Below are 18,964 nucleotides of genomic sequence, written 5' to 3' on the forward strand. Positions count from 1 at the left end.
TGGCTGGCGAGCTTCACCAGGTCAAGTTGGTCTTGGTCGGGATGGGGGCGAGTACCACCACACCACCCGGACGATTGACCCGCCCGCGCTGATAGCGTACAGGTCAGCCCGGTGGTCGGCAGACGCCTCCCGCGTCGTCACTGCGGGGCAGCTCACACACCATCCTTTAAGGACCCGTCCAGCGAGGCGGGGAAGGAGGTCGCCCCGTGGCGTCACGCCAGCAGGCGGGCGCGGCGGATCCGGCCGGGCAGCGAGAACTGCTCTCGGCCGGTGACGTTTCGCGCACGATCGCCCGAATCGCCCACCAGATCATCGAGAAAACGGCCCTGGACACCGAGGACAACCGGGTCGTGCTGCTCGGCGTCCCCACCCGCGGAGCTCCGCTCGCCCGCCGTTTGGCGGCCCGGATCGCCGAGTTCAGCGGTGTGACGGTTCCCATCGGCGCGCTGGACATCACGTTGTTCCGCGACGATCTCCGCAGCCGCCCCAACCGGCCGCTGGAGCCGACCAGCGTGCCCGTCGGGGGCGTGGACGGCGCGCTGGTCGTGCTGGTGGACGACGTGCTGTTCTCCGGCCGGACCGTGCGGGCGGCGCTGGACGCGCTGCGCGATGAGGGCAGGCCGCGGGCCGTCCAGCTGGCGGTGCTCGTCGACCGCGGCCACCGCGAACTGCCGATCCGCGCCGACTACGTGGGCAAGAACATCCCCACCTCCCGCTCGGAGGACGTGGCGGTGCGGCTTGCCGAGACCGACGGCGCCGGCGATGCCGTGCTGCTGCGCCGGGCCGAGGGGGTGGACGAGTGATGCGTCACCTGCTGTCCACCGAGGACCTCGACGCGGATGCCGCGACCGCCGTGCTGGACACCGCGGACAGCCTCAAGCAGACGCTGCTGGGGCGCGAGGTGCGCAAGCTGCCCACGCTGCGCGGGCGCACGGTCGTGACGATGTTCTACGAGAACTCCACCCGCACCCGGGTTTCCTTCGAGGTCGCCGGCAAGTGGATGAGCGCCGACGTGATCAACGTCTCGGCCAGCGGATCTTCGGCGGGCAAGGGCGAATCGCTGCGGGACACCGCGCTGACCCTGTCCGCGGCCGGGGCGGACTGCGTGATCGTGCGCCATCCGGCCTCCGGGGCGCCGCACCGGCTCCGCGGCTGGCTCGCCGACACCGGCACCCAGGTCGTCAACGCCGGCGACGGCACGCACGAGCACCCGACGCAGGCGCTGCTGGACGCGGCGACCCTGCGCGAGCGGCTCGGCGGGTTGTCCGGGATCCGGGTCGGGATCGTGGGTGACCTCCTGCACAGCCGGGTCGCCCGCTCGAACGTGCACCTGCTGCGTACGCTGGGAGCGGAGGTCGTGCTGGTCGCGCCGCCGACGCTGGTGCCCGCGGGCGTGCAGCACTGGGGGGTCGAGGTGCGGCACGAGCTCGATCCGGAGCTGCCCGGGCTCGACGCCGTGATGATGCTGCGCGTGCAAGCGGAGCGGATGCACGGCGGGTTCTTCCCGTCGGCGCGCGAGTACTCGATCGCCTACGGCCTGACCGAGCGGCGCCTGGCCCGGCTGCCCGAGCACGCGGTCGTGCTGCACCCGGGCCCGATGCTGCGCGGCATGGAGATCGCGCCCGCGGTGGCGGATTCCCCGCGAGCGGCCATCACCCAGCAGGTCGAGAACGGCGTGCACGTGCGGATGGCGGTGCTCTACCACCTGTTGGCCGGAGAGGAGATCGCGGCATGAGCCGGGTGCTGCTGCGCCAGGTGCGCCCCTACGGTGCGGGCGAGCCGGTGGACGTGCTCGTCGAGGGCGAGACCATCGCGGGCACAGGTCCGGCGGGCCGGTTCGATCCCGCCGACGCGGACGAGGTCGTCGACGGCGGTGGTGCCGTGGCGCTGCCGGGCTTCGTCGACCTGCACACCCATCTGCGCGAGCCGGGCCGGGAGGACGCCGAGAGCATCGGCACCGGATCGGCCGCGGCCGCGCTCGGCGGGTACACCGCGGTGTTCGCCATGGCCAACACCGATCCGGTCGCCGACAACGCGGTGGTCGTCGAGCACGTCGCGCGTCGCGGCCGCGAGGTCGGGCTGGTGGATGTGCACCCGGTCGGCGCGGTGACGGTCGGCCTGGCCGGGGAGAAGCTCGCCGAGCTGGGTGCGATGGCCGGATCCGCCGCGCAGGTGCGGGTGTTCTCCGATGACGGGAAGTGCGTGCACGACCCGCTGATCATGCGCCGCGCCCTGGAGTACACCAGCGCGCTCGGCGGTCTCGTCGCCCAGCACGCGGAGGAGCCGCGGCTGACGGTGGACGCCCAGGCGCACGAAGGCCCCGCTGCGGCCCGGCTCGGGCTGACCGGCTGGCCGGCACCGGCCGAGGAGTCGATCATCGCGCGGGACTGCCTGCTGTCCGGGCACACCGGCGGGCGGCTGCACGTCTGCCACGTCTCGACGGCCGGCTCGGCCGACATCCTGCGCTGGTGGAAGGCCAAGGAAGCCGGCGGCCGGGTCTCGGCCGAGGTCACCCCGCACCACCTGCTGCTCACCGACGACCGGCTGGACGGCTTCGACCCGGTCAACAAGGTCAACCCGCCGCTGCGCGCGGACGCCGACGTCGAGGCCCTGCGCCGGGCGCTGGCCGACGGGACCGTCGACTGCGTGGCCACCGACCACGCCCCGCACGCCGACCAGGACAAGGACTGCGAATGGGCGGCGGCCCGGCCGGGCATGCTGGGGCTGCAGACGGCGCTGGGCATCGTCGTGGCGACGATGGTGCGCACCGGCCTGCTGGACTGGCGCGGCGTGGCCCGGGTGCTCAGCGAACGGCCCGCCGAGATCGCCGGGCTGGCCGACCAGGGTCGTCCGATCGCCGAGGGCGAGCCGGCCAACATCGTGCTGGTCGATCCGGACGCGGAGCAGACCGTGCGGTCCGCGGATCTGGCCAGCATCGGGCGGAATTCGCCGTTCGACGGGATGCAGCTGCCGGGACGGGTGGTCGCGACGCTGCTGCGCGGTCGAATCACCGCGCACGAGGGCGAGGTGAGGCAGTGATGGAACGCTTGATCTGGGTGCTGGTGCTGGTGGCGCTGGCCGGACTGGTCGTGTTCGGGATGCGCCGCGGGTGGAGCAACCGCCGCCGCAGGCAGGCCGCTGAACTGGCCGAGTTCCCGACCCCGCCGCCCCGGTTCGCCGACGAGCCGGTGCTCGCCGAGCTCACCGGCATGTACATGGGCACCACCAAGGCCGGCGATTGGCAGGACCGCATCGTCGTCGGCGATATCGGGCACCGCGCGACCGCCTCGGTGCTGCTGCACCGCGAGGGGCTGCTGGTGCAGCGCAGCGGGGCGAGCCCGGTGTGGATCCCGGCGGAGTCGTTCACCGGTGCCCGGGTGGACCACAAGCTCGCGAACAAGGTGGTGCCCGGCGTCGGGCTGCTCGTGGTCCGCTGGCGACTCGGCGACCAGTTGCTCGACACCGGCTTCCGCGCCGACGACGCGCCCGAGCAGGCCCGCTGGGCGGAGGCGATCGGCGACCTGGTCCCGGACGCGGAAGGTCGGCGCAGCGGGGCGGAGTCGTCGTGACCGCGCGTACCGGCCGCCCGGGCGGCGCCACGGCGAACACCGAAGGACACGAATCCGCGAGGTCACTCGCGGCAGGAGGAGACATGACCGCGCACAACCCGGCCGCCCTGGTGCTCGAAGACGGCCGGATCTTCCGCGGGGAGGCGTACGGCGAGACCGGCAGCACCCTGGGCGAGGTGGTGTTCACCACCGGCATGACGGGGTACCAGGAAACGCTGACCGACCCCTCGTACCACCGCCAGATCGTGGTGCAGACCGCGCCGCAGATCGGCAACACCGGCTGGAACGACGAGGACGACGAGTCCAGCCGCATCTGGGTCGCCGGGTACGCGGTGCGCGACCCCGCCCGCATGCCGTCGAACTGGCGCTCCGCGCGCTCGCTGGACCAGGAGCTGCGCGAGCAGGGCATCGTCGGCATCTCCGGGATCGACACCCGCACGCTGACGCGGCACGTCCGCGAATCCGGCGCCATGCGCGGCGGGATCTTCTCCGGAGCCGAGCTCGGCTCCGACGAGCGGATGCTGGCGCAGGTCACCGGCAGCGCCGAGATGGTCGGGGCCTCGCTGGCCGGGGACGTGACCACCGACGGCACCTACGTGGTCCCGGCGATCGGCGAGCGGCGGTTCACCGTCGCCGCGCTGGACCTGGGCATCAAGTCGAACACCCCGCGGATGATGGCCGCGCGCGGCATCGAGGTGCACGTGCTGCCGCTGCAGACCTCGTTCGACCAGCTGCTGGACCTCGCGCCGGACGGGGTGTTCCTGTCCAACGGGCCGGGCGATCCGGCCACCACCGGTGCGCAGATCGAGCTGACCAAGCAGGTCCTGGACCGCGGGCTGCCGCTGTTCGGCATCTGCTTCGGCAACCAGGTCCTGGGCCGCGCGCTGGGCCGCGGCACCTACAAGCTCCGCTACGGCCACCGCGGCATCAACGTGCCGGTGATCGACGCCCAGTCCGGCAAGGTCGCCATCACCGCGCAGAACCACGGTTTCGCGGTGGAGGGCGAACCGGGGGAGCGGTTCGACACCGACTTCGGCCGCGCGGTGGTCAGCCACCACTGCGCCAACGACGGGGCGGTGGAAGGGCTGCAGCTGCTCGACCGGCCCGCGTTCAGCGTCCAGTACCACCCGGAGGCGGCCGCCGGCCCGCACGACGCGGCGCCGCTGTTCGATTGTTTCGTGGACCTCATGTCGGGATCGGGTGCGTCATGAACGGCGTTGTGCCGAGCCGAGTCGAGCACGACGGACCCTCAGGGGAACGTCACGTGCAGCGACCAGCGGAAACCTCGGGGCGGGAGTTGCCGTCACACGTCACCACCACTGTGAATTGCGGAGAGGCGGTACTGCGCTGATGCCGAAGAGGACCGATATCGAGCACGTGCTGGTCATCGGGTCCGGGCCGATCGTGATCGGCCAGGCTTGCGAGTTCGACTACTCCGGCACCCAGGCGTGCCGGGTGCTGCGCGAGGAGGGCCTGCGGGTCTCGCTGGTGAACTCGAACCCGGCGACGATCATGACCGACCCGGAGTTCGCCGATGCCACCTACATCGAACCGATCACCCCGGAGTTCGTGGAGAAGGTGATCGCGGCCGAGCGCCCGGACGCGCTGCTGGCCACCCTCGGCGGGCAGACCGCGCTGAACACCGCCGTCGCCCTGCACGACCGCGGTGTTCTGGAGCGCTACGGGGTCGAGCTCATCGGTGCGGACATCGACGCCATCCAGCGCGGCGAGGACCGGCAGCGGTTCAAGGACATCGTGCGCTCGATCGGCGGCGAGGTCCCGGAGAGCACGGTGTGCAAGTCGATGGACGAGGTCCGCGACTTCGTGGCCAAGCACAGCCTGCCGGTGGTCATCCGGCCCAGCTTCACCATGGGCGGACTCGGTTCGGGCATGGCGCACACCCAGGAGGACCTGGAGCGCATGGCCTCGCTGGGGTTGACCGAGAGCCCGGTGCACGAGGTGCTCATCGAGGAGAGCGTGCTCGGCTGGAAGGAGTACGAGCTGGAGCTGATGCGCGACCACGCGGACAACGTGGTGGTCATCTGCTCGATCGAGAACATCGATCCGATGGGCGTGCACACCGGCGATTCGGCCACGGTGGCGCCGTCCATGACGCTCACCGACCGCGAGTACCAGCACATGCGCGATGTGGGCATCGACGTGCTGCGCGAGGTCGGCGTGGACACCGGCGGTTGCAACATCCAGTTCGCGGTGCACCCGGAGACCGGCCGGATGGTCGTCATCGAGATGAACCCGCGGGTGTCGCGGTCCTCGGCGCTGGCGTCGAAGGCCACCGGTTTCCCGATCGCCAAGATCGCCGCGAAGCTGGCCGTGGGCTACAGCCTGGACGAGATCACCAACGACATCACCCGGGAGACCCCGGCCAGCTTCGAGCCGACGCTGGACTACGTGGTGGTCAAGGTGCCCCGGTTCGCGTTCGAGAAGTTCCCGGGCGCCGATCCGGAGCTGACCACGACGATGAAGAGCGTCGGCGAGGCGATGGCCGTGGGCCGCAGCTTCTCCGAGGCGATGGGCAAGGCGCTGCGCTCGATGGAGACCAAATCCGTCGGGTTCTGGACGCGGCCCGACCCGGGCGGCGCCACGCTGGCGTCCACATTGGATGAACTGCGCACCGCGCACGACGGCAGGCTCTACACGGTGGAGCGGGCGCTGCGCCTGGGAGCCGATGTGCGGCAGGTGCACGAGGCGTCCGGTATCGACCCGTGGTTCGTCGACCAGGTCGCGGCGTGGGTGGAGCTGCGCGGCGAACTCGTCGACGCGCCGGTGCTGGACACCGGTCTGCTGCGCCGCGCCAAGCGGGCCGGGCTCTCCGACCGGCAGATCGCCGCGCTGCGTCCGGAACTGGCCGGTGAGGACGGTGTCCGCACGTTGCGCCACCGGCTCGATGTGCGCCCGGTCTACAAGACCGTGGACACCTGCGCGGCCGAGTTCGCCGCCCGGACCCCGTACCACTACTCGGCCTACGAGTCCGATCCGGCGGCCGAGTCCGAGGTCGCCGAGCAGCACGACCGGCCGAAGGTGATCATCCTCGGCTCCGGTCCGAACCGGATCGGCCAGGGCATCGAGTTCGACTACTCCTGCGTGCACGCGGCCATGGCGCTGCGGGGTGCACCGGACAACTCCGGCCGCGGCTACGAGACCGTGATGGTCAACTGCAACCCGGAGACGGTCTCCACCGACTACGACACCTCGGACCGGCTGTACTTCGAGCCGCTGACCTTCGAGGATGTGCTGGAGGTCGTGCACTCCGAGCAGCGCTCCGGCACGGTGGCGGGCGTGATCGTGCAGCTCGGCGGGCAGACCCCGCTTGGGCTGGCGCAGCGGCTGGCCGATGCCGGCGTGCCGGTGGTGGGCACCCCGCCGGAGGCGATCAACCTCGCCGAGGACCGCGGTGCGTTCGGCGACGTGCTGGCCGGGGCGGGCCTGCCCGCGCCGAAGTACGGCACCGCCACCAGTTTCGAGGGCGCCAAGCGCATCGCCGACGAGATCGGGTACCCGGTGCTGGTGCGCCCGTCCTACGTGCTCGGTGGACGCGGGATGGAGATCGTCTACGACGAGGCGTCGCTGGAGAACTACATCGCCCGCGCCACCGAGGTCAGCCCGGAGCACCCGGTGCTGGTGGACAACTTCCTGGACGACGCGATCGAGATCGATGTGGACGCGCTGTGCGACGGCACCGACGTCTACCTCGGCGGCGTGATGGAGCACATCGAGGAAGCCGGCATCCACTCCGGCGACTCGGCCTGCGCGCTGCCGCCGATCACGCTGGGCAGGCAGGACATCGAGCAGGTGCGCCGGTCCACCGAGGCGATCGCGCGCGGTGTCGGGGTGCGCGGGCTGCTCAACGTGCAGTACGCGCTCAAGGACGATGTGCTCTACGTGCTGGAGGCCAATCCGCGGGCGTCGCGCACGGTTCCGTTCGTGTCCAAGGCCGCCGCCGCTCCGCTGGCCAAGTCCGCGGCGCGGATCATGCTGGGCGCCAAGATCGCGGACCTGCGCGCCGAGGGCATCCTGCCCGCGGTCGGCGACGGGGCGGACCTGCCGATCGACGCGCCGGTCGCGGTCAAGGAAGCGGTGCTGCCGTTCCACCGGTTCCGCACCCGGGAAGGCGCCGGGGTGGACTCGCTGCTCGGGCCGGAGATGAAGTCCACCGGCGAGGTCATGGGCATCGACACCTCGTTCGGCCAGGCCTTCGCCAAGTCGCAGAGCGGTGCCTACGGTTCGCTGCCGACCGCGGGCCGGGTCTTCGTCTCGGTGGCCAACAAGGACAAGCGCTCGCTGGTGTTCCCGGTCAAGCGGCTGGCCGACCTCGGGTTCGAGATCCTGGCGACCGAGGGGACCGGAGAAGTGCTGCGCCGCAACGGGATTCCGAACACGCTGGTGCACAAGCACAACGAGGGCATCGCCGGGGAGCGCGATGTCGTCGGCCTCATCAAGGCCGGCGAGATCGACATGGTGATCAACACCCCGTACGGCAACCCGGGACCGCGGGTGGACGGCTACGAGATCCGCACCGCTGCGGTGTCCCGGGACATCCCGTGCATCACCACGGTGCAGGGCGCGGCCGCGGCGGTGCAGGGCATCGAGGCCGGGATCCGCGGCAACATCGGTGTGCGGCCGCTGCAGTCGCTGCAGGCCGCGCTGCACCAGGACGGTGATCGCTGATGACCGGCGCGGTCCGCTCCGGTTTCGGCAAGCGGCTGGCGGATGCGGTGCGGGCGCGCGGTGCGCTGTGCGTCGGCATCGATCCGCACCCGTCGCTGCTGCAGGCCTGGAACCTGGACGAGAGCCCGGGTTCGGTGGAGCGGTTCGCGATGACCGCGGTGGAAGCGCTGGCCGGTGAGGTCGCGGTGCTCAAGCCGCAGTCGGCGTTCTTCGAGGGCTACGGTTCGGCCGGGGTCGCCGTGCTGGAGAAGGTGGTGGCCGAGGCGCGCGCCGCCGGTGCGCTGGTGCTGCTGGACGTCAAGCGCGGGGACATCGGTTCGACCATGACCGCCTACGCGAACGCCTACCTGGACGAGAACGCCCCGCTGGCAGCGGACGCGGTGACCGTTTCGCCCTACCTGGGCTACGGTTCGCTGGCGCCGGCGCTGGGCATCGCCGAGCAGACCGGGCGCGGGGTGTTCGTGCTGTCCCGCACGTCCAACCCGGAAGGCGTCGGGCTGCAGCGGGCGGCGCAGTCGGAGGGCCGCACCGTCGCGCAGTCCATCGTGGACGCCGCGGGGGAGACGAACGCGGGCGTCGAGCCGATGGGGCACGTCGGCGTGGTCGCCGGTGCCACGATCCGTTCCGGCGAGCTGGACTTCTCCCGGCTCAACGGCCCGATCCTGGCGCCGGGCCTGGGTGCGCAGGGCGGCACGGTGCAGAGCCTGCGCACGGTGTTCGGTTCGGCGTTGCCGCAGGTGCTACCGGTCACCGCCCGCGATGTGCTGGGCAGCGGCCCGGACGTCGCAGGTCTGCGCAGCGCGGCCCGCCGGGTCCGCGACGAGTTCGCCGCGCAGCTCGCCGTGTGAGGCGTTTTCCCGCCGTGCGCCCCACTTCCCATCTGGGAGGTGGGGCGCACGTGTTTGCTGTGCGGTCGACCCGAACCGCCGGACGTCACCGTGGGAAGTGCTCGTCGGCGGACGGCAACGTCCCGGACAGGCGGTGCGAGCCGTCGTAGTAGGTCCCGTCGCTGTCCTCGTCGTAGTTCTGCTCGTGGTACTGCTGCTCACCGAGGGCACCGCGGGCGAACTGGCTCTCCGTCTGCTGGACGTTGGAGGCACGTTCGGCGGTTTCCCGGGCGGCGGCGTTGTTGACGTTGTCGCCTTCCTTCCACTTCGGGACCGAGTCCATGCCCCTCTGCGCGTTGTGCGCTGCGGTCTGGCCGACCCCGTCGGCACCGGCCATCCGTTCGACCCCGCGAGCTCCCAGCTGCTCGGCTCCCTTGCCGAGGCCTTCCGCCGCGTCGGCGGTGCGGACGCTGGCGTTGCCCAGGGCGTCACTGCCTCGACCGACCGCGCCGGACGCCGAACCGAGCGCATCGGAGGTCGTGGCCGCGGACTGGCCGACCGTGCTGGCCGCGCCGCCGAGTGCCGGGGACGTCGGGAAGGTCGCCGCGCCGGTCGTGGTGAGCTTCGCGCCGAGCTTCGTACCCACTTCGGCCATGTCGTCGAGCACCCTGGCCAGGAACGTACCGGCCTTGCCGAGCTTGGCGAGCAGATCGCTGATCTTGGTGGCGATCTTGCTCAGCGTCATCCCGATGCGGCCGGCCGCGTAACCCAGGTAGCCCGCCACCGTCGCGCCGAAGCTGACGACGGAGCCGGCCAGGGCGGCGATCGCACCTTTGATGAGTTCGGCGACGATCGCGGCGATGATGTCGCGGATTAGCCCGCGGCAGGTGGCGACCATGGTGCCCGCGGTCGCGATGGCGTCCGACGCGGTGCCCGCGCTGATCGACATCGCCTCGACGCCCTCGGCGAACTCGGCCGCACGCTGCCGGTAGGCGTCACCGGCTTTGCCGGACCACTCGCCGGTCTGATCCTGCACCTTCCCGGGAATCTCCGCGGCGAGACCTTCCAGTTCTGCCTTGACCTGCTGCCAGGTGTCGGCGCCCGCTTTGATGGCGACCGGATCCCCGGCGACGAAGTCGAGTGCCTCGCGCAGCGGGGCGAAGTGCTCCATCAGCCAACCAACACCAGCAGAGAGGGCCGCCCCGATCGGGTCGATCGCGGCGGCCAGTAGGTCGAGTGCAGCTACACCACCGCTAGCGGCCAAGTCGCCCCAGTCAGCTGTGAAGAAGGCGGCTCCGGTTGCCCTGGTAGAATCTATTAGCCCCGAACCTGCGGTGACTGTGCCGTCTTCGACGGCTTCTTCGTCTACGTCGACGAACCACTCGGTCATGGCTGTGCCTGCCCTAGAGCATCGGCGTTCCCGCTGTCGGTGTCCCGGTAATCCGCGGCGGTATCCTTTACTCGTTGCGCAAGGTCGCGCGTCAGCTCGGCGAACTTCTGGAGTTCGGCGACAGCTTGCGTCGAGGTTTGACGGGCATCGTCGGCGAACAACTGCCCCACCAGCCCGAAGGTATCGACGCCGAACGACACGGAGTCGCCTTTCGTGCCCGCAGCGGCGATGTCCTCGGCGAGACCGTCGAGCCATTCCGAATGCGTGTCCAGCCGGTCGGGACTGACGTTGAACATGGGTTCCTTCCCGTATCAGCGCAAGAAACTCTGCGGTGGTTCGTCGTCGGTGCCCGGGTCGTCGGCAGGGTCCTGGTCGGGTGCTTGCGGTTCGGCCGGGAGTTGAGTGCGCAGGAATTCCATCCCGGTGGAACCGGTGAACGGCTCCACTGCCTGCACGACCTGGTGCGCCACGTTCGCCTGTGCTTCACCGGCGAGCCGCAGGATGGTCGTGCGCAGCTCAGTCGGCCCGCGCTGCATGGCACGCTGGTCGATCTGCAGGTCCTGCAGCGCACCGTTGGCGCCTACGGTGACTGAGATGCCGCCGTCGCTGGCGGTTTCGGCCATGGAGCCCAGCTGATCCTGCAGTTGCTGGGATTGCCGGGTCATCTCGTCGGCGCGTTCCTGCAGATCGGTGAGGAACTCCTCCGGTGACCGGTCATCCATCGCGTACCTCTCCTTCTTCGGATCGTTCGGTAAGTCGCCGGATGCGGGTGCTGACGAGGTGTCCGCGGAGGCCGAATCCGAGGGCGATGAGGGGGAATGCGGTGAGTGCGAGGGTTCCTCGTGCTGTTTCGTCGGTGGAGAGTGCGGCGAGGAGTCCGAGTGTGCCGAGGATGAGGAGTGCGTTGGCTCGGCGGGCGCGGTTGCCGACTGATGTGGGGACTTCGCGGTCGGGGTACTGGTTCTGCCGTCGGGTGACTGCCATGGAGGCGCCGATGGCGAGGACGCCGTGGCCGATAACGATGGTGGTGATCGGGAGGTAGGTCAGGGTGGTGAGGTGGCCGTGGCCGAGGCCGCCTGCGATGACCAGCCACCATCCTGCGGCGAGGACGGCGGGTGGCCAGACGTGGAGCCGTTCTCGGCGGCGCTGTTCACGGCCTGGGTATCCGCGGGGGAGGCCGGGGACCTGGATGCCGGTGAGGACCATGCCGATCAGTGGGATGAACAGTGCCCAGCCGAGTGCGGCGTATGGGGTGGGTTCGTCGACGACGATGTTGCTGCCACGGTTGTCCAGTTCGTGGCGGACGACCGGTTGGGGGGTGGTGTAGTTCTCCGGGGTCAGGAAGGAGAACTGGAACGGTTGCTGCTGGGTGCTGCCGTCGGGCCAGGTGATGGTGGCGTCGCAGGACCACCACCAACCCAACCCGGAGATGCTGAGCGGGCCGACGTAGTCGCATTCGTCGGCTAGGGCTGTCCCGCGTTCCGTCGGAGCCCCGTCGCTCATCAAGCTTCCGGTTGCGCCCGTGACTGTGTAGAAGAGGGCGAGTACCAGGAACCGGATGAGGATCTGCGAGCTGATGTGCGCGATGCGCCGTCCGCGTCCTCGGGTGTCCGGTGGTGCTTGCGGTGGTTCCGGTCGGGGTTCGCCGTAGCCGGGGAGCAGGTCGTCGCGGTCCACTAGGTCTCGTCCAAGTCGGCATGATCACGGATGGCGGGCTGAGAGAAGTTATCAAGGGGCCCGGCGGTACCGGTTCGGAATGCGAAGGATCGTCGGGAGGCGTGCCGCACGTACGCGGTCACGCCTGGTTCAGTCGTCGGATACGGGTGCTGACGAGGTGTCCGCGGAGGCCGAATCCGAGGGCGATGAGGGGGAATGCGGTGAGTGCGAGGGTTCCTCGTGCTGTTTCGTCGGTGGAGAGTGCGGCGAGGAGTCCGAGTGTGCCGAGGATGAGGAGTGCGTTGGCTCGGCGGGCGCGGTTGCCGACTGATGTGGGGACTTCGCGGTCGGGGTACTGGTTCTGCCGTCGGGTGACTGCCATGGAGGCGCCGGCGGCGAGGACGCCGTGGCCGATGACGATGGCGATCATGGGCAAGAAGGTCAGGGTGGTGAGGTGCCCGTGGCCGAGGCCGCCTGCGATGACCAGCCACCATCCTGCGGCGAGGACGGCGGGTGGCCAGACGTGGAGTCGTTCGCGCCGGCGCTGTTCGCGGTCGGGATATCCCCGGGGGAGACCGGGGACCTGGACGCCGACGATGAAGAGGAAGATCAGCGGGATGAGCAGGGCCCAGCCGAGTTCGGCGTATTCGGCGGTTTCGTCGAGGACGATGTTGTCACCGCGGTTGTCCTTTTCGCGCAGCACAACCGGTTCTGGTGTCGTGTAGTTCTCCGGGGTGAGCTCGGAGAACTTGAACGGCTGTTCTTGGGTGCTGCCGTCGGGCCAGGTCACCGTTGCGTCGCAAGACCACCACCAGCCGAATCCGGAATCGAGGCTGAGCGGACCGACGCGTTCGCAGTGGTCGGCCAGTGCCGTCCCGCGTTTTGTCAGTGTTCCCTCGACGGTCTCGGTTCCGGTCGCGCCCATGACGGTGTGGAACACGGCCACGATCAATATCCGGATCACGATCTGCGAGGTGATGTGCGTGATGCGCCATCCGCGTCCCCGGGTGTCCGGTGGTGCTTGCTGTTGCGGTTCCGGTCGGGGTTCGCCGTAGCCGGGCAGCATGTCGTCCGAACGCACCAGATCTCTTCCTGTTCAGCGTGATCACGGGTTGCGAGTCGGGAGAAGTTATCAAGCGACGGCGAACTGCCGGCTCGGATCGCGAAGGAAGACCGACGAGACGTCGGGCACATGTGCGGGATCAGCTGCGGTGCACCTGCCGGCGAGCGCGAGGTGGCCGTCGGCCGGACCGTCGATTCCCGCGCCCCGCGGGCCAGCTGGAGCGTCTCGTGCAGGGCAACACCACGGGGCGGTCAGCGGCGGTGGTGGCCCGCGGTCGACAGCCGCTCGTATCGCACGTACGCGGTCACGCCTGGTTCAGTCGTCGGATACGGGTGCTGACGAGGTGTCCGCGGAGGCCGAATCCGAGGGCGATGAGGGGGAATGCGGTGAGTGCGAGGGTTCCTCGTGCTGTTTCGTCGGTGGAGAGTGCGGCGAGGAGTCCGAGTGTGCCGAGGATGAGGAGTGCGTTGGCTCGGCGTGTGTGGTTTCGGGCGGTGACGCGGGGTTCGCGGTCTGGGTAGCCGTCGCGTCGGCGGAGGAGTGCGAGCCAGGCTCCGGCGGCGAGGACGCCGTGGCCGAGCACGATGGCGGTCATCGGGAGGTAGGTCAGGGCGGTGAGGTGCCCGTGGCCGAGTCCGCCTGCGATGACGAGCCACCATCCGGCGGCTAGTACGGCGGGTGGCCAGACCTGCAGGCGTGCTCGGCGGCACTGTTCGCGGTTGGGGTATCCGGGTGCGATGAAGGGAAGGCGGATACCGACGAACGTGAAGCCGATCAGCGGGATGAACAGTGCCCAGCCGAGTGCGGCGTATGGGACGGGTTCGTCGACGACGATGTTGCTGCCGCTGTTGTCCAGTTCGCGGCGGACGACCGGCTGAGGTGTCGTGTGGTTCTCCGGGGTCAGTTGGGAGAACTTGAACGGTTGCTGCTGGGTGCTGCCGTCGGGCCAGGTGATGGTGGCGTCGCAGGACCACCACCAGCCCAATCCGGACAGGCTGAGCGGACCGACGTAGTCGCATTCGTCGGCTAGGGCTGTTCCGCGTTCCGTTGGCGCCCCGTCGACGGCCGAGGTCCCGGTCACGCCTGTTGCTGTGTAGAACAGAGCGGCCAGCAGGAACCGGATGAGGATCTGCGAGCTGATGTGCGCGATGCGCCGTCCTCGTCCTCGGGTGTCCGGTGGTGCTTGCGGTGGTTCCGGTCGGGGTTCGCCGTAGCCGGGCAGCATGTCGTCGGAAAGCACCGGGCCTCGTCCTGTTCGGCGTGATCACGGATCGCGGGCCGGAGAAGTTATCAAGCGATGGCGACCTGCCGGTTCCGATCGCCAAAGATGCCCACCGGCGGCTGGGCGAATCCGGTCCTGCGCCCTCGGTCCGACACCGTGGGTGTGCCGGAGCGTCTCGTGCAGCGCAACACCACGGGGCGGCCGGCGTCGGCGGCCCGCGGTCGATAGCTGCTCCGGGGCGCATGATCGGGTGCCACTGGGCCGTTCCGGTGACATCGGGGCCGATTGCGTCCGTGATGCGGAGGCAAGCTTCCGACCAGCGAAAATCGTGCCACTTCGACGAGTTCTAGCTCACGCGTTCGATGAGGGGTATTTCACCTGGGTTCACCTGCGATGACGCACCCGGTGTGGCTCAACCGCCCGGAAATCGGACACATTTGAAGAGTTTTGGCCGAGATTAGTGCACTTCAGCGGCATTGTTGGTAGTACTTGCAGCGGCCCCGCGCTCGTGCACGCCTTGTACGGGTGAGAACGAAGGGCCTGGTGACGGTGCTAGTACCGACCGCTCATACACTGGACCCCCTTCGGGCCGGGTGGCGGGAAGTAGGTACCGTCGCCGCACCGATCAAGAGAAACCCCACATCACGGAGGACATGGTGGCCCTTCCCCAGCTGACCGAGGAGCAGCGGGCAGCAGCTCTGGAAAAGGCGGCTGCCGCCCGTCGCGCCCGAGCTGAGCTCAAGGAGCGCCTCAAGCGCGGTGGAACCACGCTGGCGGAGGTCCTGGACACCGCCGACAACGACGAGGTCTTGGGCAAGATGAAGGTCTCCGCCCTGCTCGAAGCCCTTCCCGGCGTTGGCAAGGTGCGTGCTCAGCAGATCATGGAGCGGTTGGAGATCGCCAACAGCCGCAGGCTGCGCGGTCTCGGTGAGCGGCAGCGCAAGGCGCTGCTGTCCGAGTTCAGCGGCGAGTGATCGACGCGCAAGCCGGCGAGGAGCCGAGGTTGGCCCCTGCGGGCGAGCCTCGGCTCACCGTCGTTTCCGGTCCGTCCGGTGTCGGCAAGTCCAGCGTGCTCGCGGAGGTCCGCAGGCAGGCGCCCGAGGTGTACTTCAGCGTGTCCGCCACCACTCGCGCCCCGCGGGCCGGGGAGATCGACGGCGAGCACTACCACTTCGTGAGCGTCGCCGAGTTCGAGCGGATGATCGCCGCGGGCGAGATGCTCGAACACGCGCGGTACGCGGGCAATCTCTACGGCACCCCGCGCGGGCCGGTCGAGCGGGCCCTGGCGGCCGGGCAGCCCGCGGTTCTGGAGATCGAACTGCAGGGCGCCCGCCAGGTCCGCCGCGCCATGCCGGAAGCGAACCTGGTCATGCTCGTGCCGCCGTCCTGGGACGAGCTCGTGTCCCGGCTGACCGGGCGCGGGACCGACGCTTCCGCGGTGGTGCGGCAGCGGCTGGACACCGCCCGCGAGGAACTGGACGCCGCCGCGGAGTTCGACACGACGGTCGTGAACTCCGATGTGCAGGCCGCGACCAGGGAATTGATAGCATTGATTGCGGGACGCGACCGGGAAACCGGCTGATCGGCCCTCGCGGCACCCCCGGTTCCCGCCGGGCGCCGCCGGAGACCGGCCCACCGACATCCCGCGCCACCCGCCACCCACGGCGTCCGCGACCCACGGCGTCGTCGATACCGCACAGGAGCAGGAGCCCCCACGTGAGCACCCCCAGCGCGCTGGCTGCCCTGAACAGCAGCCCGTCCACCAACACCGTCGAGGGCATCACCTACCCGCCGATCGACGACCTGCTGGAGCAGGTCAGCTCGAAGTACGCGCTGGTGATCTACTCGGCCAAGCGCGCTCGCCAGATCAACGACTACTACGCGCAGCTCGGCGAGGGCCTGCTGGAGTACGTCGGTCCGCTGGTCGAGCCCGGTCCGCGGGAGAAGCCGCTGTCGATCGCGCTGCGTGAGATCCACGCGGGCGTGCTCGAACACACCGAAGGCGAGTGACGCCGCAGCGGCCCGAGGACCGTCCGCGGGTGGTCCTCGGTGTCAGCGGCGGCATCGCCGCCTACAAGGCGTGCGAGGTCCTGCGCAGGCTCACCGAGTCCGGCCACAGCGTGCGCGTGGTGCCCACCGAGTCCGCGCTGCGGTTCGTCGGGGCCGCGACGTTCGAGGCGCTGTCCGGGCAACCGGTGACCACCGGGGTGTTCACCGACGTCGAGCAGGTTCCGCACGTCCGGCTCGGGCAGGAAGCCGACCTGGTGGTGGTCGCACCGGCCACCGCCGACCTGATGGCGCGCGCCGCGCACGGTCAGGCCGATGACCTGCTCACCTCGACGCTGCTCACCGCGCGCTGCCCTGTGCTCATGGCACCCGCGATGCACACCGAGATGTGGGAGCACCCGGCGACTCGGGACAACGTCGCCACGCTGCGCGGGCACGGCGTGACGGTCGCCGAACCGGACAGCGGGCGGCTCACCGGAGCCGACACCGGCAAGGGGCGGTTGCCGGATCCCGCCGAGATCACCGATATCGCCCGGCTGCTGCTCGCGGCGCCCGGCGCTCTGCCGCGCGATCTCGAAGGCCGCCGCGTGGTCGTCTCCGCAGGCGGCACCCGCGAACCCTTGGACCCGGTGCGCTACCTCGGCAACCGCTCCTCGGGGCGCCAGGGCTACGCGCTGGCCCGGGTCGCCGCGCAGCGCGGGGCGCAGGTCACGCTGGTGACGGCGCACACCGTGGACCTGGTCGATCCGGCCGGGGTGCGCGTGGTGCGGGTCGGCACGGCCGATGAGCTGCGCACGGCGATGCTGGCCGAGTCCGACGGGGCCGACGCGGTGGTGATGGCCGCTGCGGTCGCCGACTTCCGTCCGGTCGAGCACACCGAGCACAAGATCAAGAAGTCCGATCGCGACCCGGACCCGGTCGCGCTCACCCGCAATCCCGATGTGCTCGCCGAACTCGTCGAAGCGCGCGCGGACGGCAAGCTGGACGCCGCCTTGCTGGTCGGGTTCGCCGCCGAGACCGGCGACGCGGACACCACCGTGCTCGACCACGGCCGCGCCAAGCTCGCGCGCAAGGGCTGCGAGCTGCTGGTGGTCAACGCCGTCGGCGAGGGCCAGGCGTTCGAGGTCGAGGACAACGCGGGCTGGCTGCTGGGCGTCGACGGCACCGAACAGCCCATTCCGTACGGGGCGAAGGCCGTCCTCGCGTCCACCCTGTGGGATGCTGTGAGTGGGCAGCTGAACGGCAAGTAGGCTGTTTGACCAGGTCATGACAGTCCGGGCGCTGAAGCGCGCCCGCCGAGAGTCCCGAGGAGAGCCGTGAGCCAGTCGGACTTGCCCAGCGGACGCCGCTTGTTCACCAGCGAGTCGGTCACCGAGGGGCACCCGGACAAGATCTGCGACGCGATCAGCGATTCGGTGCTGGACGCGATGCTCGCGCAGGACCCCCGCTCGCGGGTGGCGGTGGAGACCCTGGTCACCACCGGGCAGGTGCACGTGGCCGGGGAGGTCACCACCGAGTCCTACGCCGACATCCCGGCGATCGTGCGGGACACGATCCTGGGCATCGGCTACGACTCCTCGGCCAAGGGCTTCGACGGCAACTCCTGCGGCGTCAACATCGCGATCGACGCGCAGTCGCCGGACATCGCGCAGGGCGTGGACACCGCGCACGAGACGCGCGTCGAGGGCGTCATCGACGAGATCGCCCAGCAGGGTGCCGGTGACCAGGGGCTCATGTTCGGCTACGCCTGCGACGACACGCCGGAGCTCATGCCGCTGCCGATCGCGCTGGGCCACCGGCTGTCCCGCAGGCTGGCCAAGGTCCGCAAGGACGGCGTGCTGCCGTACCTGCGTCCGGACGGCAAGACCCAGGTGACCATCGAGTACGCCGACGACCAGCCCGTGCGGCTGGACACCGTGGTGCTGTCCACCCAGCACGCCGAGGACATCGACCTCGACACGACGCTGACCGGCGACATCACCCGGCATGTGATCCAGCCCGAGCTGGATGACCTGGGCATCGACAGCACGGGTTCGCGCCTGCTCATCAACCCGACCGGCCGGTTCGTGGTCGGCGGTCCGATGGGCGACGCCGGGCTGACCGGCCGCAAGATCATCGTGGACACCTACGGCGGCATGGCCCGGCACGGCGGCGGCGCCTTCTCCGGCAAGGACCCGTCGAAGGTGGACCGCTCGGCCGCCTACGCGATGCGCTGGGTGGCCAAGAACGCGATCGCCGCGGGGCTGGCCGGGCGGATCGAGGTGCAGGTGGCCTACGCGATCGGCAAGGCCGCTCCGGTGGGGTTGTTCGTGGAGACCTTCGGCACGGAGAACGTGGATCCGGTCAAGATCCAGGCGGCGATCAACGAGGTGTTCGACCTGCGTCCGGCCGCGATCGTGCGCGACCTGGACCTGCTGCGCCCGATCTACGCGCAGACCGCGGCGTACGGGCACTTCGGCCGCACCGACATCGACCTGCCGTGGGAGCGCACCGACCGGGCGGAAGCCCTCAAGCAGGCCGCCGGGGCCTGATCGGCGATGGGCG

Annotated in this window: 18 protein-coding genes; 12 read left to right on the forward strand and 6 right to left on the reverse strand. The window is 70.2% G+C overall.

Annotated elements, in window-relative coordinates; all coding sequences use genetic code 11:
- Positions 1–206 precede the first annotated feature (206 nt).
- From pyrR to pyrF, 7 genes are all read left to right on the forward strand, one after another.
- Positions 207–803, forward strand: coding sequence for a bifunctional pyr operon transcriptional regulator/uracil phosphoribosyltransferase PyrR (gene pyrR, locus IQ251_RS03035; protein ID WP_193926861.1), 597 nt, complete (start codon positions 207–209; stop codon positions 801–803).
- Entirely contained in the window at positions 803–1,735 is a 933-nt protein-coding gene (locus IQ251_RS03040; RefSeq protein WP_193926862.1) for an aspartate carbamoyltransferase catalytic subunit, read from the forward strand. Before pyrR ends, IQ251_RS03040 begins: the two co-directional genes overlap by 1 nt.
- Entirely contained in the window at positions 1,732–3,039 is a 1,308-nt protein-coding gene (locus tag IQ251_RS03045; RefSeq protein WP_193926863.1) for a dihydroorotase, read from the forward strand. Before IQ251_RS03040 ends, IQ251_RS03045 begins: the two co-directional genes overlap by 4 nt.
- Complete coding sequence (locus tag IQ251_RS03050) at positions 3,039–3,569, forward strand: PH-like domain-containing protein (protein ID WP_193926864.1); 531 nt, start codon at positions 3,039–3,041, stop codon at positions 3,567–3,569. Before IQ251_RS03045 ends, IQ251_RS03050 begins: the two co-directional genes overlap by 1 nt.
- A gap of 83 nt (positions 3,570–3,652) precedes the next feature.
- Complete coding sequence (gene carA / locus IQ251_RS03055) at positions 3,653–4,780, forward strand: glutamine-hydrolyzing carbamoyl-phosphate synthase small subunit (protein WP_193926865.1); 1,128 nt, start codon at positions 3,653–3,655, stop codon at positions 4,778–4,780.
- A gap of 139 nt (positions 4,781–4,919) precedes the next feature.
- Positions 4,920–8,255, forward strand: coding sequence for a carbamoyl-phosphate synthase large subunit (gene carB, locus IQ251_RS03060; RefSeq protein WP_193926866.1), 3,336 nt, complete (start codon positions 4,920–4,922; stop codon positions 8,253–8,255).
- The gene (pyrF, locus tag IQ251_RS03065) at positions 8,255–9,103 is read left to right on the forward strand and encodes an orotidine-5'-phosphate decarboxylase (RefSeq protein WP_193926867.1); all 849 of its coding nucleotides are present in this window, start codon (positions 8,255–8,257) and stop codon (positions 9,101–9,103) included. The genes carB and pyrF overlap by 1 nt, the downstream gene beginning before the upstream one ends.
- 85 nt (positions 9,104–9,188) lie before the next feature.
- Here pyrF and IQ251_RS03070 read toward each other — a convergent pair whose 3' ends face one another.
- From IQ251_RS03070 to IQ251_RS03095, 6 genes are all read right to left on the reverse strand, one after another.
- A complete protein-coding gene (locus IQ251_RS03070; RefSeq protein WP_193926868.1) occupies positions 9,189–10,253 on the reverse strand; it encodes a WXG100 family type VII secretion target in 1,065 nt (354 codons plus the stop codon).
- 215 nt (positions 10,254–10,468) lie between these two features.
- Positions 10,469–10,768 carry a type VII secretion target gene (locus IQ251_RS03075; protein WP_193926869.1) on the reverse strand — a complete coding sequence of 100 codons (300 nt, stop codon included), beginning with the start codon at positions 10,766–10,768 and terminating at the stop codon, positions 10,469–10,471.
- Between the two features lie 15 nt (positions 10,769–10,783).
- Complete coding sequence (locus IQ251_RS03080) at positions 10,784–11,194, reverse strand: YbaB/EbfC family nucleoid-associated protein (protein WP_193926870.1); 411 nt, start codon at positions 11,192–11,194, stop codon at positions 10,784–10,786.
- The gene (locus tag IQ251_RS03085; RefSeq protein WP_193926871.1) at positions 11,187–12,149 is read right to left on the reverse strand and encodes a DUF6346 domain-containing protein; all 963 of its coding nucleotides are present in this window, start codon (positions 12,147–12,149) and stop codon (positions 11,187–11,189) included. The genes IQ251_RS03080 and IQ251_RS03085 overlap by 8 nt, the downstream gene beginning before the upstream one ends.
- Before the next feature lie 118 nt (positions 12,150–12,267).
- Positions 12,268–13,194, reverse strand: coding sequence for a DUF6346 domain-containing protein (locus tag IQ251_RS03090; RefSeq protein ID WP_228046059.1), 927 nt, complete (start codon positions 13,192–13,194; stop codon positions 12,268–12,270).
- A 301-nt stretch (positions 13,195–13,495) separates the two neighbouring features.
- Positions 13,496–14,431, reverse strand: a complete 936-nt coding sequence (locus IQ251_RS03095) for a DUF6346 domain-containing protein (protein ID WP_193926873.1) — start codon at positions 14,429–14,431, stop codon at positions 13,496–13,498.
- A 638-nt stretch (positions 14,432–15,069) separates the two neighbouring features.
- On the opposite strand from IQ251_RS03095, the gene mihF reads away from it, so the two are divergent.
- From mihF to metK, 5 genes are all read left to right on the forward strand, one after another.
- The gene (mihF, locus tag IQ251_RS03100) at positions 15,070–15,387 is read left to right on the forward strand and encodes an integration host factor, actinobacterial type (protein WP_179724937.1); all 318 of its coding nucleotides are present in this window, start codon (positions 15,070–15,072) and stop codon (positions 15,385–15,387) included.
- A 29-nt stretch (positions 15,388–15,416) separates the two neighbouring features.
- Complete coding sequence (gmk, locus tag IQ251_RS03105) at positions 15,417–15,995, forward strand: guanylate kinase (protein WP_228046021.1); 579 nt, start codon at positions 15,417–15,419, stop codon at positions 15,993–15,995.
- 134 nt (positions 15,996–16,129) lie between these two features.
- Positions 16,130–16,423, forward strand: a complete 294-nt coding sequence (rpoZ, locus tag IQ251_RS03110) for a DNA-directed RNA polymerase subunit omega (protein WP_010310991.1) — start codon at positions 16,130–16,132, stop codon at positions 16,421–16,423.
- Positions 16,420–17,670 carry a bifunctional phosphopantothenoylcysteine decarboxylase/phosphopantothenate--cysteine ligase CoaBC gene (gene coaBC, locus IQ251_RS03115; RefSeq protein ID WP_193926875.1) on the forward strand — a complete coding sequence of 417 codons (1,251 nt, stop codon included), beginning with the start codon at positions 16,420–16,422 and terminating at the stop codon, positions 17,668–17,670. The genes rpoZ and coaBC overlap by 4 nt, the downstream gene beginning before the upstream one ends.
- A gap of 81 nt (positions 17,671–17,751) precedes the next feature.
- Positions 17,752–18,951 carry a methionine adenosyltransferase gene (gene metK / locus IQ251_RS03120; RefSeq protein WP_193926969.1) on the forward strand — a complete coding sequence of 400 codons (1,200 nt, stop codon included), beginning with the start codon at positions 17,752–17,754 and terminating at the stop codon, positions 18,949–18,951.
- Positions 18,952–18,964: the final 13 nt, after the last annotated feature.

It is taken from the genome of Saccharopolyspora montiporae (assembly GCF_015209505.1).
Taxonomy (GTDB): Bacteria; Actinomycetota; Actinomycetes; order Mycobacteriales; family Pseudonocardiaceae; genus Saccharopolyspora; species Saccharopolyspora montiporae.

Bases quoted from the DNA above. Each gene is read 5' to 3' on its own strand.
- pyrF (WP_193926867.1), top strand. From the start codon at position 8,255: ATGACCGGCGCGGTCCGCTCCGGTTTCGGCAAGCGGCTGGCGGATGCG.
- IQ251_RS03090 (WP_228046059.1), bottom strand. From the start codon at position 13,194: ATGCTGCCCGGCTACGGCGAACCCCGACCGGAACCGCAACAGCAAGCA.
- carB (WP_193926866.1), top strand. From the start codon at position 4,920: ATGCCGAAGAGGACCGATATCGAGCACGTGCTGGTCATCGGGTCCGGG.
- carA (WP_193926865.1), top strand. From the start codon at position 3,653: ATGACCGCGCACAACCCGGCCGCCCTGGTGCTCGAAGACGGCCGGATC.
- IQ251_RS03080 (WP_193926870.1), bottom strand. From the start codon at position 11,194: ATGGATGACCGGTCACCGGAGGAGTTCCTCACCGATCTGCAGGAACGC.
- IQ251_RS03050 (WP_193926864.1), top strand. From the start codon at position 3,039: ATGGAACGCTTGATCTGGGTGCTGGTGCTGGTGGCGCTGGCCGGACTG.
- IQ251_RS03045 (WP_193926863.1), top strand. From the start codon at position 1,732: ATGAGCCGGGTGCTGCTGCGCCAGGTGCGCCCCTACGGTGCGGGCGAG.
- IQ251_RS03075 (WP_193926869.1), bottom strand. From the start codon at position 10,768: ATGTTCAACGTCAGTCCCGACCGGCTGGACACGCATTCGGAATGGCTC.
- IQ251_RS03040 (WP_193926862.1), top strand. From the start codon at position 803: ATGCGTCACCTGCTGTCCACCGAGGACCTCGACGCGGATGCCGCGACC.
- IQ251_RS03070 (WP_193926868.1), bottom strand. From the start codon at position 10,253: ATGGAGCACTTCGCCCCGCTGCGCGAGGCACTCGACTTCGTCGCCGGG.